The organism is Intestinimonas sp. UBA1698, from assembly GCF_002320075.1.
GTDB classification, from domain to species: Bacteria; Bacillota; Clostridia; order Oscillospirales; family Oscillospiraceae; genus Intestinimonas; species Intestinimonas massiliensis.
This window is the reverse complement of sequence record NZ_DCJO01000012.1, coordinates 1-15,200: the sequence shown is the minus strand read 5'-3', so window position 1 is coordinate 15,200 and position 15,200 is coordinate 1. Positions and strand designations below refer to the sequence as shown.

Annotated in this window: 15 protein-coding genes; 5 read left to right on the top strand and 10 right to left on the bottom strand. The window is 57.5% G+C overall.

Annotation, left to right across the window (positions count from 1 at the left end):
* Window positions 1–9 precede the first annotated feature (9 nt).
* Together B3H64_RS02335 and B3H64_RS02330 are read right to left on the bottom strand one after the other, a co-directional pair.
* Complete coding sequence (locus B3H64_RS02335; protein WP_278894820.1) at window positions 10–1,590, bottom strand: AbgT family transporter; 1,581 nt, start codon at window positions 1,588–1,590, stop codon at window positions 10–12.
* 38 nt (window positions 1,591–1,628) lie between these two features.
* On the bottom strand, window positions 1,629–3,254 hold the full coding sequence (locus tag B3H64_RS02330) for an amidohydrolase (RefSeq protein ID WP_286732624.1): 1,626 nt from the start codon (window positions 3,252–3,254) through the stop codon (window positions 1,629–1,631).
* Window positions 3,255–3,520: 266 nt separating this feature from the next.
* Between B3H64_RS02330 and B3H64_RS02325 the strand changes: the two genes are divergently transcribed.
* Window positions 3,521–4,507, top strand: coding sequence for a LysR family transcriptional regulator (locus B3H64_RS02325; protein ID WP_195892359.1), 987 nt, complete (start codon window positions 3,521–3,523; stop codon window positions 4,505–4,507).
* 56 nt (window positions 4,508–4,563) lie between these two features.
* On the opposite strand, the gene B3H64_RS02320 is transcribed toward B3H64_RS02325, so the two are convergent.
* The 6 genes from B3H64_RS02320 to B3H64_RS02295 form a co-directional block, all read right to left on the bottom strand.
* Window positions 4,564–5,613, bottom strand: coding sequence for an AbrB family transcriptional regulator (locus B3H64_RS02320; RefSeq protein ID WP_286732622.1), 1,050 nt, complete (start codon window positions 5,611–5,613; stop codon window positions 4,564–4,566).
* A gap of 235 nt (window positions 5,614–5,848) precedes the next feature.
* Window positions 5,849–6,721, bottom strand: coding sequence for a LysR family transcriptional regulator (locus tag B3H64_RS02315; protein ID WP_050619324.1), 873 nt, complete (start codon window positions 6,719–6,721; stop codon window positions 5,849–5,851).
* 636 nt (window positions 6,722–7,357) lie between these two features.
* Entirely contained in the window at window positions 7,358–8,512 is a 1,155-nt protein-coding gene (locus B3H64_RS02310) for a hypothetical protein (protein WP_286732619.1), read from the bottom strand.
* Window positions 8,509–8,685 carry an RNA polymerase sigma factor gene (locus B3H64_RS02305; protein ID WP_238074970.1) on the bottom strand — a complete coding sequence of 59 codons (177 nt, stop codon included), beginning with the start codon at window positions 8,683–8,685 and terminating at the stop codon, window positions 8,509–8,511. Before B3H64_RS02305 ends, B3H64_RS02310 begins: the two co-directional genes overlap by 4 nt.
* Complete coding sequence (locus tag B3H64_RS02300) at window positions 8,673–9,068, bottom strand: RNA polymerase sigma factor (protein ID WP_238074969.1); 396 nt, start codon at window positions 9,066–9,068, stop codon at window positions 8,673–8,675. Before B3H64_RS02300 ends, B3H64_RS02305 begins: the two co-directional genes overlap by 13 nt.
* A gap of 444 nt (window positions 9,069–9,512) precedes the next feature.
* Window positions 9,513–10,037 (bottom strand): DUF6512 family protein, encoded by a 525-nt coding sequence (locus B3H64_RS02295; RefSeq protein ID WP_050619322.1) that lies wholly within the window; start codon window positions 10,035–10,037, stop codon window positions 9,513–9,515.
* Window positions 10,038–10,352: 315 nt separating this feature from the next.
* Between B3H64_RS02295 and spoIVB the strand changes: the two genes are divergently transcribed.
* Together spoIVB and spo0A are read left to right on the top strand one after the other, a co-directional pair.
* Window positions 10,353–11,480: a SpoIVB peptidase gene (gene spoIVB, locus B3H64_RS02290; protein ID WP_050619321.1), complete on the top strand. Its 1,128-nt coding sequence runs from the start codon at window positions 10,353–10,355 to the stop codon at window positions 11,478–11,480.
* A 288-nt stretch (window positions 11,481–11,768) separates the two neighbouring features.
* Window positions 11,769–12,533 (top strand): sporulation transcription factor Spo0A, encoded by a 765-nt coding sequence (gene spo0A, locus B3H64_RS02285; protein ID WP_050619320.1) that lies wholly within the window; start codon window positions 11,769–11,771, stop codon window positions 12,531–12,533.
* Between the two features lie 164 nt (window positions 12,534–12,697).
* Here the strand turns inward: spo0A and B3H64_RS02280 are convergent, their stop codons facing one another.
* Window positions 12,698–12,850 (bottom strand): hypothetical protein, encoded by a 153-nt coding sequence (locus B3H64_RS02280; protein ID WP_154666708.1) that lies wholly within the window; start codon window positions 12,848–12,850, stop codon window positions 12,698–12,700.
* 123 nt (window positions 12,851–12,973) lie between these two features.
* On the opposite strand from B3H64_RS02280, the gene B3H64_RS02275 reads away from it, so the two are divergent.
* A complete protein-coding gene (locus B3H64_RS02275; protein ID WP_286732606.1) occupies window positions 12,974–13,849 on the top strand; it encodes a LysR family transcriptional regulator in 876 nt (291 codons plus the stop codon).
* Window positions 13,850–13,886: 37 nt separating this feature from the next.
* On the opposite strand, the gene B3H64_RS02270 is transcribed toward B3H64_RS02275, so the two are convergent.
* Window positions 13,887–14,375, bottom strand: a complete 489-nt coding sequence (locus tag B3H64_RS02270) for an SAM-dependent methyltransferase (RefSeq protein WP_286732604.1) — start codon at window positions 14,373–14,375, stop codon at window positions 13,887–13,889.
* A 404-nt stretch (window positions 14,376–14,779) separates the two neighbouring features.
* Here B3H64_RS02270 and B3H64_RS02265 point away from each other — a divergent pair, with 404 nt between their 5' ends.
* A complete protein-coding gene (locus tag B3H64_RS02265; RefSeq protein ID WP_050619318.1) occupies window positions 14,780–15,028 on the top strand; it encodes a TIGR03905 family TSCPD domain-containing protein in 249 nt (82 codons plus the stop codon).
* Window positions 15,029–15,200 lie beyond the last annotated feature (172 nt).

Genomic DNA, 15,200 nt, shown 5'->3' with positions numbered 1-15,200 from the left:
ATGTGGGATTTAGTGGATGAACATCCCTACGCCGGGGCCCAAGGGCAGCTTGAGGGCCCACCACACGGCCAGAATGGCCAGCTCGGCGATCATGGTGGCGATGGCGTAGGGCATACAGCCGGCGAACACGGTGCCCATGCCGGGGGTTTTGGACTTGTCGGTGTTGTACTTGCCCAGCAGGCCCACGATAAGGGCCACGTCGGAGGAGATGGGGGCGATAGCGTTGGTGGCGGAGTCGCCGATGCGGTAGGCCACGGTGGTCAGCGCGGGACTGAAGCCGATGGCGTAGAACATAGGGATCAGGATGGGGGCCAGGATCATCCACTTGGAGGAGCCGGAGGTCATAAACAGGTTCAGGAAGGTGGAGAAGAAGACGATGCACACCATCAGTCCGAAGCCGTTGATGCCGGAGGCCTTGATCCACTCGGCGCCGGCGGCGCCGAGGACGGTGGGGATGTTGGAGGCATTGAACAGGTAGATGAACACGGAGGCGGGCAGGGCGATGACCATGAAGTTGACCATGGAGTTGATGCTGCCAGCCAGCATTTTGGGCAGATCGTTCCAATCGGCCAGCTTGCCGGTGGTGCGGCCGTAGGCAATGGCGGTGACCAGGAAGAACAGGAACAGCAGGGTCAGCACGCTCTTGAGCAAGGGGGAGTTGGGCACGATGCTGCCGTCGTCGGCCCGGAAAAAGGAGTTCTTGGGGATACACACAGCCACCACGACGGCGATGTAGACGATGGCGGCGATACCGGCGTTGCGCAGGGCCTTGTGCTCCAGGGGGGTCAGCTCCCGGTTGGCGTCGTCGGCCTGGACCAGGCTCAGGTCCTTGGGCTCGCCGATGAAGCCGCGGACAAACTTGGTGGTGACGAAGGTAAAGACCACGGTGAGGACGATGGCGCAAGCGGCCATGAAGTACCAGTTCTGGAGCACGTGGACAGTGGAGGTGTCGATGCCCAGAGTGCTGCACACCGACTCGTTGATGCCGGACAGGAGCACGTCCAGGTTGCCCACGAAGACGTTGGCCGACATGCCCGCGTTGCCGGCGGCATAGGCCAGCAGGATGCCCAACCAGGGGTTATACCCCATGGAGGCGAAGACCGCCGCGGACACCGCGGTGCAGCCCAGGATACCGGCGTTGGAGGCGGTGTTGGCGTTGATGGCGATGAAGGACACGATGGCGAAGACGAAGGCGGGCTTGGCCCCGGCGATGGTCCGCTTGATGACGGCGCCAAAGAGGCCGACCTGCTCGGCCAGGCCGATGGACAGCATCAGCAGACCCATCATCATCATGGGAGAGAAGTTGTAGTAGATGCTGTACATGTTCTGGGTGACGTAGGTGATGGTCTCTTTGTTCAGCAGGTTTTTGACGGTGGCGGTGACCATCTCGGCGGCGGCGCCGGAGCTGGAGGCCTTCTCATAGGTGACGGAGGTGCCGGCAAAGATGACGGACAGGATGATGGCGACGACGATCAGGATGCTGAACAGGTAAAAGGGGTGGGGCAGTTTGTTGCCTACCACTTCCACGCCGTGGATAAAGCGGTAAAACAGACTTTTCTTTTCTTTTCTTTCTTGCTTGGCTGTTTCCATTTTCCAATCTCCTTTCAACTCGGTCGGGGACTCTCCCGTTATCCCCGCTGATACACAGTCTCACCACCCACAACAGTCTGCAAGACCTGAATATCCTTGATTTCCCCGGCAGGACAGTCCAGGTAGTCCCGGTCGATGACCACAAAGTCCGCCAGCTTTCCGGCCTCGATGCTGCCCTTCAGATGCTCTTCAAAGCCGGCGTAAGCACCCCATACAGTGTAGGAGCGCAGGGCCTCCTCCCGGGTCATAGCCTCCTGGGGGTACCAGCCGCCCTCCGGCTGCCCGCGCTCATCCATGCGGGTGACGGCGCAGTACATGCTCAGAAAGGGGTTATAGCTTTCCACCGGGGAATCGGTGCCGTTGGGCACCACGTTACCCTGATCGATCAGGGTCCGCCAAGCATAGGCGCCCTTGATGCGCTGGGGGCCCAGGCGGGTATCCGCCACCTTTTTGTCGGTGCGCAGGAACACGGTCTGGTGCGTGGGGATGACGCCCAGCTTCTTGAACCGGGGGATGTCCTCGGGCGCAATAATCTGGGCGTGCTCGATGCGCAGGCGGGCGTCTGGGTCGGGCAGCTCCCGCAGCAGCCGCTCGTAGGTGTTCAGGCACTGGCGGTTGGCCGCGTCGCCAATGGCGTGATACCAAATCTGAAAGCCGGCCCGGCGGGCCTGATAGAGCACGTTGTAGAGCTGCTCGTCGGTCCACTTGCCGTTGCCCTTGTGGCCGGGCCGGTCGTCGTAGTCGTCCAACATCCAGGCGCTGCGGGCACCCAGAGAGCCGTCGCCCGAAATCTTGTAGGCCCGGGCGGTGAGCCGGTTGCCGTACATCCCGATGCGCAGGCCCTTTTTGAAATACTCCATGGAGCCGTGGAGGAGCTCCTCGTAGCTGGGCCGGCCGATGACCCGCATGCTGGCATAGATGCGCAACTTGAGTTCCCGGCGCTGGTAGAGCTCTTCCCAAGCCTGGATCCACTCCTCGGCGGTACCGGCGTCGTGGACGGTGGTCAGACCGGCGGCGAAGAAGCTCTCCTGGGCCAGTAGCACGATCTTCTGGAGCTGCTCTTTGTTGTAGGGGGGGATGGCCTTGTTGAAGGGGTCCTGAGCCTGGTCGGTGACCACACCCAGCAGGGTCCCGTCCGGCTTGCGCAGGTACTCGCCGCCCACCGGGTCGGGGGTGGCGTCGGTGACGCCCACCGCCTCGAAGGCCTTGCTGTTCACCCAGGCGGCGTGGCCGCAGGCCCGCTTCAGGTAGACGGGTACGTCCGGCGCCACGGCGTCCAACTCCTCCTTGGTGGGGAAGGAGGAGTCCGGCCACTCGTCGTTCAGCCAGCCCCGGCCCACGATCCACTCCCCGGGCCTGATGGTCTGGTAGGCCTGAGCTACCATGTCCACAATCTCCCGCCGCTGCTTGGCCACCACGTTCAGCTCCAGCTTCATGGCGCCGGTGTTGTTGATGTGGAGGTGGGAGTCGATCAGACCGGGCAGGACCACCTGGCCGTGCAGGTCCACCACCCGGGTTTCAGGAGTGCACAGCGCCCGGATCTCCTGGTCGGTACCCACGGCCACAAAGCGGTCGTCCGAGAGGCAGAAGGCGGTGGCAACAGAGAAATTTGGATCGACGGTATAGACCTTCCCGTTCACATAGGCCACATCAGGTTTTCGCATCAAGGTTCCTCCCTCTATTCATAAAAATAGGAAATTATTCATAAATACTAAATAATTATGCGCCTGTATTTCATGATTGACAACTTGTTTGGATATTATCTATAATGTTTATGGTCACATGATACTGAAAAGAGGGCAATTCGTCCAATACCTTTTCCACATAAGAGTTATAATCTCGTTGAGATAAAAGAAGAAAAATAGAAAAATATGAAAATGGCCGCCGGAGCTGCGACGACCCGCAACCGATTGCAGGAGAGTGGATGACCATGGATTTTAACAAGGTGCATTACATGATCGCGGTAGCTGAGCTCAAGAGTTTTTCCAAAGCTGCGGAGAAGTGTTTTATCTCTCAGCCGGCGCTGACCCGCTGTATCAAGAACATGGAGGAAGAGTTGGGGGTTAAGCTGTTCGACCGCTCGTGTTCCCCCATTCGGCTGACTTATGCCGGGGAGCGCTATTTGGCCGGTATGCGGGAGATCTTGGCCATGAAGGGGCGGCTGGACCAGGAAATGGCCGAGATTGCCGCCGCCAAAAAGGACCGGCTCGTCCTGGGCATGGCCTCCACCCGCTGCCACACCTGGCTGCCACGTATCCTACCCGCGTTCAAAGCGGAGAATCCAGGGGTAGAGGTCCAGCTCGTAGAGGGCAACAGCCTGACCTTGGAGCAGATGCTCACCAAAGAGACTATCGACATTTTTTTCATTGGAACCCAACCGGTGCTGACCGAGGGGGTGGGCTTCATTCACCTGTGCGACGAGGAGATGACCGAGGTAGTCAGCCGTCTGCACCCCGTTTTGGCTGGGCTGAAGCTGCCGGCCAACCAGCCTAATGTGCTCCAGTACCTGCCGCCCAAACTCCTGGATCGGCTGCCCTTCTTTTCGGCTACCCCCTCTCAGGGAACCTACTACCTGGCCCACCGCCTGTTCGAGCAGTACCGACTCCAGCCTGAGGTGGTGATGGAGATTATCAATACCACAACCGCTTACCGCCTGGCCTCCCGGGGAAAAGGCTTCGCCATTGCCCCAGTCTCGGTCACTTTTGAGGAGCAGTTCGACCCCGCCCCCCTGTTCTGCTCCATCGAGGAGAAGCCCACCGTGCGCTCTATGGGGATGCTGTATAAGAAAAACCGGAAGCTCTCCCCAGCGGCGCTGAGATTCATTGAAATGGCCCGGCGTGAGATTCCCAAGTTTGTGGATACCCACATCCCCCGGTTTCAGGTGCGCCACGACATTGATTTTTCCGCAGCGCTGTGACAAAAAACCACCGCGGTCTGAATGACCGCGGTGGTTTTGGTTGTGGCTGAGGTACATTACGGACAGGTGCCCTCCAACAGAGAGACTACCAGACGGACGATCTGGGGAAAGACCGATACGACGACGATCATGCGAATGATCTGCAGGACGTTCAGGTCTTGGCTATGGACCCCTAGGTCTCCTGAGATCAGCGCCATGTCATTGGCCCCGGCGGGGGTGGCGGCCAGCATGGCCTCCCGGCGGCGGATTCCGCAGAAGCGATGAAGCAAGGTACTGATCACCAAGCAGTTGAGCAGATAAGCCAGCACCAGCAGGACGATGGGCAGAAGCAGTACCCGCATCTCCAGCAGGTCGGCCAGACCCATGCTGGAGCCAATATAAGCTCCGGAGAGAAGCTGGGCCAGCCGCTTGAGCCATAGGGGGACGGCGGCACGGTCGGTCAGCAGCTTGAGGGCGATAACACCCAGCATGGCAAAGAGCAGGGCACCCACCGGTACGCCGGAGCGCTTGCCGATGAAGCCACAGACAGCCGCCACCACGATGGTCAGCGCCACCGAGGCGGGGGCCTTCTGCCGGTCAGCCGCCCCGGCCTGATGCGCGCCCTCTTCCCCCTGTGGATCATGCTGTGTCATGGCTAGGATGAGGGATGGAAAGATGCCGATGCCTGCCACCAGACGGGAAAATTGGGCCAGGGCCACATCGCCCGCATCGGCCCCCATATCGGCGGCAATGATGGGGGTGTCGCTTATTCCGCCTGGCACGGCGCAAAAAAAGGAGGTCATCCAATCCAGTCCGCTGAGTGCATGGATCACAGGCCCCATGGCCAGGTTTAGGATCAGCATGCCGCCCAGCAAAATCAGGGCAGGCTTGATCAGCTTAGGCATACGCCGTAGATCACGCTTTTCCACAGAGGCGCCGATAAAGGCACCGGCGGTGATCTGCGCTGCCAGACGGGCGGTGGCGGGCATATAGGCCAGCCCGGTACCGATGTTGAAGGCTGCCACGCCCACCATGGCCCCCACCATCATACCGCCGGGTACCTTGAGACGAAGAAAGGCCAAGCCCAGGACAGCCCCCGCCCCCAACGTCAGGAGAAGATGAGACATCGTTGTTCACCTCTGCAAAAGAACCGCGGGGAAAAATCCCCGTCGCCCACAGTGTACAAGAAGTCTCCAAAGTTGACAAGCGGGACGGTTTTTGGCAGGGCGTGGATGGATGGCGGTAAAAAATGCTCAAAAAGTAGAAAAAAGAAATAAGAACTGAAGATTATCGGTAAAATAATTTTTCATGAAAAATAGTTATGGATATAGATAAAAAGAAACCATGCTGAGATGGTTCGCTTCAGGGATGATGGTGGAGACGCTCACTTTCCACCAAGGTGTCCAGAAAAAGCCGCACCTGTTGCAGTTCATGATAGGAGCTATGATAGAGCACATAGGTATCCCGCTTCAGAGGAGAGCCGTCCTGGAAGCAGAGGGGCCGCACAGTGCCATCAAAGTCATCCAGGCAGGTGCGAGGCAGGACGGACCAACCCAGCCCCAACCGGGCCATCTCCTTGCAGCAGTTGATGTTATTAACCGAGAGCTTGGTGTTGTATAGGGGCAGGTTCTGCTCCAAGGCCCAGCGCTCAATCTGGGAGACTACAGCCTGGTCGGTGTGGCTGGCGATATAGCTGTAATCTTTCAGGGCGCGGCTGGCGTTCTCGTGACTGCACACCAGGCAGAGTGGTTCAGAGTCCAGGCGGATTCGGCCGTCGCCCCAGGCCCGCTCCCCTCGCAGGATGGCAATGCAACTCTCATTTTTCAGGAACTGGTAGTAGAGGGGGCCGCTCTGCCCAGCCTGGACGGTGACTCCCACCATGGGATAGCGCTGGCAGTAGAGTTTCAACGCCCAAGGAAGCCGGTAATAGGAGTAGGAAAGAGAGCACAGGATGGACAGGGAGCCGCCCACGATGCCCTGGTGGCGGTTGATGGTTCCCATCATCTCCTGGTTGAGCCGCAGCATACTGCGGCAGTAGGGCAGCACCTGCTCCCCGACGGCGGTGAAGGAGACCCCCTTTTTGCGGCGCAGCAGGATCGTGCAGCCGAACTCTTCCTCCAGCCGCTGTAGACGTTTGGTCATGGCGGGCTGGGACAAGTAGTATTTCTGAGCTACCTTGGTGATACTCTTCATTTCGTATAGGTCAATGAGAAACTGGCAGTCGCGGCTGTCCACGGTGTGATCCCCCCTGTGGGCCGGGCGGACCGCAAAAGATGCCCGCCGGGACCGGATAGCAGTATCATACCGCGGTTTCCGCCGGGCGGCAAGAGGGGAGGCAGTTTTTGACCGGTACGGCAAATTTCCTTGACGAGAGGGCCGGACGCCATATGCCATATATAGTGGGAGCAGAGACCAACCTGTGACATTGGAGGAGATACCATGCACCAGGAATATGCTCCGCGCAGTGGACCAGTCCCTTCTGTCCGACTATGATCTGATCCTGGTCAACGTTTGGGCCACCTATTGTCAGCATGGACCCCGGAGGCGTATCCCGCGGGATGGAAGCAGGCTGCTGTGCAGGCGGACATGGAATAAAAGACAGAGAGGAAGAGTAGCCTGTGATGAGTGCGGGTCATAAACAGCAGAATATTGTTTTGCAGGGACGGCAGGGCTTGGGTCATGCCGTCTTTGTTGCGGCGCTAGCTACCAACCCCTCTCCGAGAGCCAGCCGTCCTCAATCTCCGCGGTCAATTCCTCGCGGTTTTTTCCCTTGGTTTTGTTATGGGTGGTCGCTCCTTTCTGCCTGTGGACATAGAAAAGGAGCAGCCGTCCTAAATAAAACGGCTGCCCACGGTAGAATGGATTAATGTGTTAATTTATATTGCCATCCCATAATGGCATATTTCTAATGTATTCTTCTTGAATTGCTGGCACATAATAAGCACCATAGTCTGTCAACCCATTTTCTCGCCGCATCTCTGGAAGTTCAACATAGAATCGGTAATATGGGAGGAATGTTTTCTCAGTTCTGCTGTTCCTATAAACAAGTTCTACCTTGCAAATCAATTCAGCATCCGTAATCGCATAAGGAACGGAAGTAATATAATGCCCTTTCAATAGAAGCTCATATGCCTCATCCGTTGAAATAATGGGATAATATCCCAGATTTTCTGCACAGGAAAGACCATTATAGATTCGGATTAAAGAGAGTTTTCCATTATCATCAGGATAAAACCTGACACGGTTGTACTTATAGTTCAAAATATCTTCCAAATCATCTCCAGAGGAATCATATAAAGCATACTCTCGTTCAAAGCTCGGCTCTGTGACATAATTTCCGGCTCCATCGTAGTCATTCCAGATAATATAGGAACCAGACAACACTTTTTCCGGTTCGGAGAAACCAATCAGCTCGGAATACTTTTGTGACAGATAGTCCAACGCCTGTTCTGCCTCGGCATCCGTTGTGTCGAAAAAAGTAAAGCTGTATCCCTCCGGCAGTGTCTGTCCATCCTCGAACCAAACCTCGATCATCCCGTCGGCATAAACACAAATCTGCACTCCATCTGCGTTCGCCGTAAGGCATTCCTGCTCTGTTTCAATATCATAGCTGTCCAAGTTCAAAGCAGCTATCGCGGTTTCCAATCTCTGTATCATGTCGTCCCGTGACAAACCAACAGGTTTCCCTGCGGCATCGTATGACCCGTTCTGATAGACAGGCAGCACAGAAAATTCCATGGATTCAGACCATGGATTCCCATTGTCCCACTGTGTAATATCGTAACCCAACCAACCTTCAAATCCCATTCCGCTACTTTCCATATCTGGGATTGTTAGCATTGAAAGCCCATTTTTCTCCGGGGCAACCATTCTTACGCCTACCAAAATCGCTGCGGCAACACACGCTGCCATAGCTCCCCACTTAATCCAACCATATCTTTTTGCTTTCTTTTTATAGTTGAGAGCTTCATCAACATATTTCGTATCAAGCTCGCTCATAGCGTCGGAAAACTTCTTTGCGTTCATACGAACACCTCTCTTTCTATTAAATATTGTTTCATCTTCTCGCGGATACGGGTCAACCGGACGGAGATGTTTTTCTCCGAAAGCCCTGCAAACTCGGCTATGTCCTTGTAGCTGTCGGCAAACCAATAGCGGCGCATGAAAATGACGCGGTTTTCGACGGTCAGCGTGTCCAAAACTCTTCAATGATACGGGCTAACTCTCTGGCTTCGATTTCATCTTCCACGGTTTTCTGATCTGCAATACAGCTCTCAATTTCCTGTAAAGCAATCGTATAGTGTCCGCTTCGTTTGGCGGCCTCCTTTCTCCAATAGATTTTGAGGGAAATGTTCCGAACAATTTTCACGATGTAGGACAACAGCGGATTTGGCCTTGTGGGGGGAATGGCGTTCCACGCACCTAAGTAAGCGTCGTTGACGCACTCCTCCGCGTCCTGTCTGCTATTGACAATGTTGTACGAAAGGTTGTGGCAGATTTTTCTGTATTTAATGTCCAGTTCTCGTATGCCCTGCTGGTCACGCTTGAAAAACAGGTCTATGATTTTTTCATCGTCTATCATCTCACCGCCTCCTTTCCAGCTTCACCTATATACTACGGTTTTGGCGGCGCATGCTACATCAAATCCAGGATTTCTTGAACAAAATTATATCATACTTTGATGAGGCTGCTCGCGGCAGCTTTCACCTACCGATTTTCGGAGGGGGAAAGTCTCGCTCTTTCAGCGGATTGTACGCCCCGGCTCCCGGCAGGTGCAAGCCTCCCGCAAGCGGCTTCACGTGCAGGATATGGAAAAAATCGAATAAGTTGTTTGCGCACAGATGCTCCTTTCCCACCTAAAAAACAAACGGTACTCGGCACAAAAAAGCCAAGCACCGCCTATTTTTTTGCTGGCCGACCCCGTCTGACAAAGGTCGTAAAGCATCATTATGTTGGATTGCTTACTGCATGATGAGCACCCTGCCGAAAGCAGGTGCCCTTTTTTGGGCGGGGATCAAGCGGCTTGTCAGTAGGGAATGGTGGCGAAGGTATTGACCCCGGAGAGGTCCGCAAAGAGCACCTGATCCGGCGGCAGGAAGGTGAAGAGCACCAGCAGGGCTCCCAGTGTCAGGAAGGCCAGGGTAACGGCTTCCCGCAGGCCCCGGCGGCCGGCCGCAGCCTGAAAGAGACCGGGGAGCAGAAGAAATCCTGCCGCCATCAGCAGCACATAGAGGGCGACATCGACCGCCGGCGCCTCGCCCAGGAGGAGTATGTGATAGACATAGCTCGCCGCCAGCATGACGGCGCAGAGCGCCAGCGCGGACAGCATCCAGGGGATGCGGCAGCCCTGCTCGCCGCCGCGGGTGAGATAGAGGAAACCCAGGAGATAGGGCCAAAACAAAATTTTCAAATGTTCCCATAAACTTTCGTTGATGGGAGAGAAGATGGCGACGACGGGGTTGGGAAAGATAGCGTAGACAAAATGCAGGCAGGCGCCGAGCAATGTCACCGCGACAAAGGTAATCAGGCATTTTTTGGAATGCTTCCGCACGGGCGATTCCCCCTTTACAATGGTAGTAAAAGGTATGCAGCCCCGTCCCAAATGATGCCAGGCATGACCCGGAAGGACCTGAAGGGTCTGGAAAAAACTGGTTTGAAATCAAAAATTTAATTTTGGCAAAAAGACAGGAACCGCCAGCGCACGTTCTGCATAACGCCGCCGCTCAGGCGTTTCCCATTTTCAGACAACCCAAAGGTGTGTTTCATTGGCAGCGTTGCCACCTCTTTTTTGCACCGCGCCGGGCCATATTAAATTTGGTGCGATCGGATGCGTTCGCACGCTGTGATTTTAAAAAGGGGTGGTACAATGAATGAGGAACAACACTTTATGCCCTGGGCCGGCGAGCTTCTCCAGGCGGTTCGGGCGGCGGCAGTGTGCCTGCTGGCCGGGCTGCTGGTGCTGAGTGTCACCGGCCGGGCCAGAGCGGTTGGACCCGGCGGCGAAGAGGCCCGGACCACGGCGGCTTTGGAGACCGGGGAGCGGATGGTGGTGCCGCTGGGTCGGGCGGTGGGCATCAAGATGTTCTCCGACGGCGTACTGGTGGTAGGGCTGTCGGAGATCACCGGCGAGGCGGGAAGCTGCGCGCCCGCCAAGGACTGCGGTCTGCGCCAGGGTGATATCATCACCCACATCAACGATACCCAGGTGGACACCATTGAACAGGTACAGTCTGTGCTCCAGGGCCTGGAGGGGGATCGGATGAGCATCCGGGCCATCCGGGGGGACAAGCAGATGCAGCTCACCGCCCAGGCCGTCAAATGCAGTACCGACGGCGCCTATAAGCTGGGGGCGTGGATTCGGGATTCCATGGCCGGAATCGGCACCCTCACCTTTTATGACCCGGAGACCGGCGCCTTCGGCGCGCTGGGCCACGGCATCAATGACGTGGACACCGCTTTGCTGATGCCTCTGGAATCCGGCTCCATCATGTATGCCACGGTGGCCGACGTGAAGAAAGGAGAGTCCGGTTCCCCGGGAGAGCTCCACGGGGCCTTCCAGGTGGACCGGGACATGGGCGAGCTGTATGCCAATACCGGCAGCGGAGTCTTTGGCACCCTTACGGACGACAGCCTGACGGACGGCCTCCGGCCGGTCCCCGTGGCGGCCCGGAGGGAAGTCAAGCTGGGCGGCGCCACCATCCTGTCCAACATCGCCGGCGACACGGTAGAGGAGTATGCGGTAGAGATCACCAAGGTCTATCCCGGCAGTGGAGGCGATACCCGGGAGCTGATGGTTAAGGTCACCGATCCCAGGCTGCTGGAAGCCACCGGCGGCATTGTCCAAGGGATGAGCGGCAGCCCCATCCTCCAGAACGGCAAGCTGGTGGGGGCGGTCACCCACGTTCTGGTCAACAACCCCACCGAGGGCTACGGCATCCTGGCGGAGACCATGCTGGCGCAGACGCCGCAGACTCTGGAGGCCAAGGTCTCCTGATTCAAGTGGAAAGGGCCGCCCGCCGCACGAGCAGCGGGCGGCCCTTCCCGCACAAAAGAGCAGATACTTGACTTTTCTACCACTTTTGAGTAATCTCAAAAGAGAGCCCCCCAAAAAGCTGGACCTGTTGCGGGAGAATGCGCGGCGAATTCGGTCGAACCATTTAATTCCAAAAAATGTCAGAAAAGACTTGAAGTTGCTGTCTGATTGTGGTAAATTATGGATATGAAGCCGGCGAGGACCGGTAAAATCAGAGAGCAGGGCAATTCTGCTGGAAAGGGAGACGACATGGAGAGCAAGAAGAAGCTGTTGATTGCGGACGCGGATGAATCGTTCCGCAGCATTTTGATGGATGCCATGCGGGATGAGGCAGATATGGAAGTTCTGGCTGCGACCGGAGACGGGGAGGAGGCCCTGCGGCTGGTTCGAGAGCTGTCCCCCGACGTACTGCTTATGGACATGGTGCTGGCCCGGATGGACGGCCTGGAGGTGCTGAGCGCGCTGGAACAGGCGTCCCGGCCCAAGGTCCTGGTCCTCTCCGGCTTTGTGCGGGGCAATATGGCCGAGCTGGCCGCCGCCAAGGGAGCCAGCTATTTTATGATGAAGCCCTGTAAGCTGTCCGCCGTCATCGAGCGGGTGCGGCAGTTGGGCGGAGCGGTCTCCCAGGAGGAGGACAACCGGAGTCCGGCCGGCATGCACCAGAGTTTGGAGAGCTCCGTCACTTCCATCATCCACGAGATCGGAGTGCCGGCCCATATCAAGGGCTATCAGTATCTGCGGGAAGCCATCGTCATGACGGTGGAGAACATGGAGGTCATCAATGCCGTGACCAAGGTGCTTTACCCCGAGGTGGCCAAGCGGTTCAATACCACCGCCTCCCGGGTGGAGCGGGCGATCCGCCATGCCATCGAGGTGGCCTGGGACCGGGGCGATCTGGAGACCCTGCAAAAATACTTTGGCTATACCGTTTCCAATGCCAAAGGCAAACCCACCAATTCTGAATTCATCGCTATGATTGCCGATCGGCTCCAGCTCCAGCGAAAGGAAAAGTAAACCGGCGGAGGACACTGCGCTGCAAGGGAGTTACTTGCGGAGAAAACAGGGACGCCGTGCCCGCCCATAATTGATTGTTAGAACAGATCAGGCCCGCGGCATTTGCCGCGGGCCTGATCTGTTCGGGAGAGTATGGAAAATGGTTTGGGAATCGGCCAAGAAATTCAGAGCTGTGCCCCAAAGGCCAGGCGGAAGGCCTGCCAGAGGCTGCCCTGCCAAAAGCTCCCCTTGGCGGTCAATGTGTTCCAGTTGCGGACCAGCGGATCGCCGCCTGCATGGATCCAAGCCTCCAAGGGAGTGGCGTAACGCATCTTCATGGAGAACTCCTTTCTGAATCTCAGTCTTGCCTTTTGTCTGTCTTCATTATACAATGGGAATAGATATGAGACAAGAGAATGTTTATCATGTATAACATGAAAAAATGGAATGGAGATGAGGAGATGGGCATTTCCAAATACCAGGCATTCCTCAAAACCGTGGAGCTGGGCAGCATCACCCGGGCTGCCGAGGAGCTGGGGTATACCCAGAGCGCCGTGAGCCGTATGATTGCGGATCTGGAAACGGAATGGGCGGTGAGCCTGCTGGTCCGGGGCCGGGGCGGCGTGGCGCTGAGCCCGGCGGGGGCGGAGCTGCTGCCCGATATCCGGACGGTGTGCAATGCCCAGCGGGAGCTGACCGAGCGGATCGGGGCGCTCCACGGCCTCACCCGGGGCACCATCCGCATTGGCACCATTACCAGCATTTCGGTCCACTGGCTGCCGGGCATCATGAAGTCCTTTTTGGAGCAGTATCCGGGCATCCGCTTCGAGCTGCTGGGCGGGGTGGAGTACGCCGAGATCGAGGACTGGATTCGCAAAGGGCGGGTGGACTGCGGCTTTGTAGGCCTGCCCGCCGGCCGGGAGCTGGAGACCATCTCCCTGCGGCGGGACCGGCTGGTGGCTGTGCTGCCCAAGCGGCACCCGCTGGCCGAGGCGGGGAGCTGTCCCATGGAGCGCTTTGCTCAGGAGCCCTTTATCCGCCCGGAGGACGACAAGGACAAGGAGGTGGCCGGCATCTTTGAGCGGGCGGGGGTGCGGCCCAACGTGGAGTACGCCGTCAACGACGACTATGCCGTCATCGCCATGGTGGCCAGCGGTCTGGGCATCAGCATCCTGCCGGAGCTGGTCCTCCGGCGCACCCCTTACGAGGTGGTGGTCAAGCCGCTGGACCCGCCTCAGTTCCGGGAACTGGGGCTGGCAGTGCGCAGCCTGAGGGAGGTTTCTCCGGTGACGGCCCGGTTTTTGCCCCATGTTCAGGCGTGGCTGAAGGAAAATTGACAGACCGCCCCGGGACCAAGGTCCCGGGGCGGTCTTATTATTGGCTCTCGAAGGCAAACTCCGAAGACCAGTCGAAAGCGCCGCTGGCCTCTACCGAGCCCGGCCAGTGGGCGCACCAGTCTGGCCCGCCGGGGCGCTCTACCCGGTCCAGACTGGGGGTGTAGGGCTTGAGGTCCAGCACGGGAGTGCCGTCCGCCGCATCCAGATAGGCCAGGTCCACCGCGCCGCACGCCGAATCTACGCAGAGCACCTGAGCGCAGGAGACAGCCAGCGGATTGGGGCGCTGGGGGGAGCGGGTAGAAAAGACGCCCAATCGTTCCGGGCCCCGGATATAGGGCCTGGATATCTGCAGTGTGGCCCGGGAGGCAGGGTCATCACAGCCTGAGAACCACCACAGGATCTGGACCCAGCCGAAGGCATCCAGTCCCATCAGGGCAGGGCGAAAGGAGGGGGATACCTCGATGCGGAAGCCGTCCCCGGAGGCGCAGACCGTGCCGATTGGGCGCACAAGTAAGCTGTTTTCCATAAAAATCGTTCCTCTCTGATTGGATTTTTACGGTACCGTATCTCCAGTATAGCAGGGGAATCGGATACTACAAGCCCCATTTTCAAACCATTTGACTCGCATCAGAGGGTATCGCTCCACTCACGCGGCCCCAACCGCACCCCATAGACAAAATGCCCGGTTTTGTGCTAGTATAATGTCCACGGAATAAACCGCCAAGCGGTTGATTCGTGCGGCCACTGCCGCATAATTTCATCAAGATGAAATTTAGACACTGTTACAATGCGTATTTCCATTGGAGCGCCGTATGGCACCTGAACAAAGCCAATTGGCCTTGAAAGCCTTGGGATGCAAGACCCTCGGCTTTGTTCAGTACGCATTAGTATAGAACAGACCGGATGAAAAGGACCAGGGAGGGAACTCACATGACCATTCAGTACAAGACCCGGGGCACCTGCTCCACCCATATGACCGTGGAAGTGGAGGACGGCGTGGTGCGGTCCGTCCGCATCCAGAACGGCTGCTCCGGAAACCTCCAGGGAATCTCCAGGCTGGTGGAGGGAATGAAGGTAGACGACGTGATTGCCCGGCTGGAGGGTATCCGCTGTGGCAGGAAGCCCACCTCCTGCCCCGACCAGCTCGCCCAAGCCTTAAAGCAGGCCAAGGCCCAGTAAAAAGGAGAAAGCGGCGCCCGGTGAACCGCCGGGCGCTCAAATTTTCAAAAATCTCTCTGGTGAGGAATCCGGAGGGAGCGCGCGCGAAAAAACCGACGGGCTTGTCCTCCTTATCCCGGCGGAAAACGGGCAAGATTTCTATGGCGGCCCTTGTAATCCTGTCACCGATTTG

Coding starts and splice junctions, on each gene's coding strand:
- B3H64_RS02335 (WP_278894820.1), bottom strand. CDS start 1,590: ATGGAAACAGCCAAGCAAGAAAGAAAAGAAAAGAAAAGTCTGTTTTAC.
- B3H64_RS02330 (WP_286732624.1), bottom strand. CDS start 3,254: ATGCGAAAACCTGATGTGGCCTATGTGAACGGGAAGGTCTATACCGTC.
- B3H64_RS02325 (WP_195892359.1), top strand. CDS start 3,521: ATGGATTTTAACAAGGTGCATTACATGATCGCGGTAGCTGAGCTCAAG.
- B3H64_RS02320 (WP_286732622.1), bottom strand. CDS start 5,613: ATGTCTCATCTTCTCCTGACGTTGGGGGCGGGGGCTGTCCTGGGCTTG.
- B3H64_RS02310 (WP_286732619.1), bottom strand. CDS start 8,512: ATGAACGCAAAGAAGTTTTCCGACGCTATGAGCGAGCTTGATACGAAA.
- B3H64_RS02300 (WP_238074969.1), bottom strand. CDS start 9,068: ATGATAGACGATGAAAAAATCATAGACCTGTTTTTCAAGCGTGACCAG.
- spoIVB (WP_050619321.1), top strand. CDS start 10,353: ATGAATGAGGAACAACACTTTATGCCCTGGGCCGGCGAGCTTCTCCAG.
- spo0A (WP_050619320.1), top strand. CDS start 11,769: ATGGAGAGCAAGAAGAAGCTGTTGATTGCGGACGCGGATGAATCGTTC.
- B3H64_RS02280 (WP_154666708.1), bottom strand. CDS start 12,850: ATGAAGATGCGTTACGCCACTCCCTTGGAGGCTTGGATCCATGCAGGC.
- B3H64_RS02275 (WP_286732606.1), top strand. CDS start 12,974: ATGGGCATTTCCAAATACCAGGCATTCCTCAAAACCGTGGAGCTGGGC.
- B3H64_RS02270 (WP_286732604.1), bottom strand. CDS start 14,375: ATGGAAAACAGCTTACTTGTGCGCCCAATCGGCACGGTCTGCGCCTCC.
- B3H64_RS02265 (WP_050619318.1), top strand. CDS start 14,780: ATGACCATTCAGTACAAGACCCGGGGCACCTGCTCCACCCATATGACC.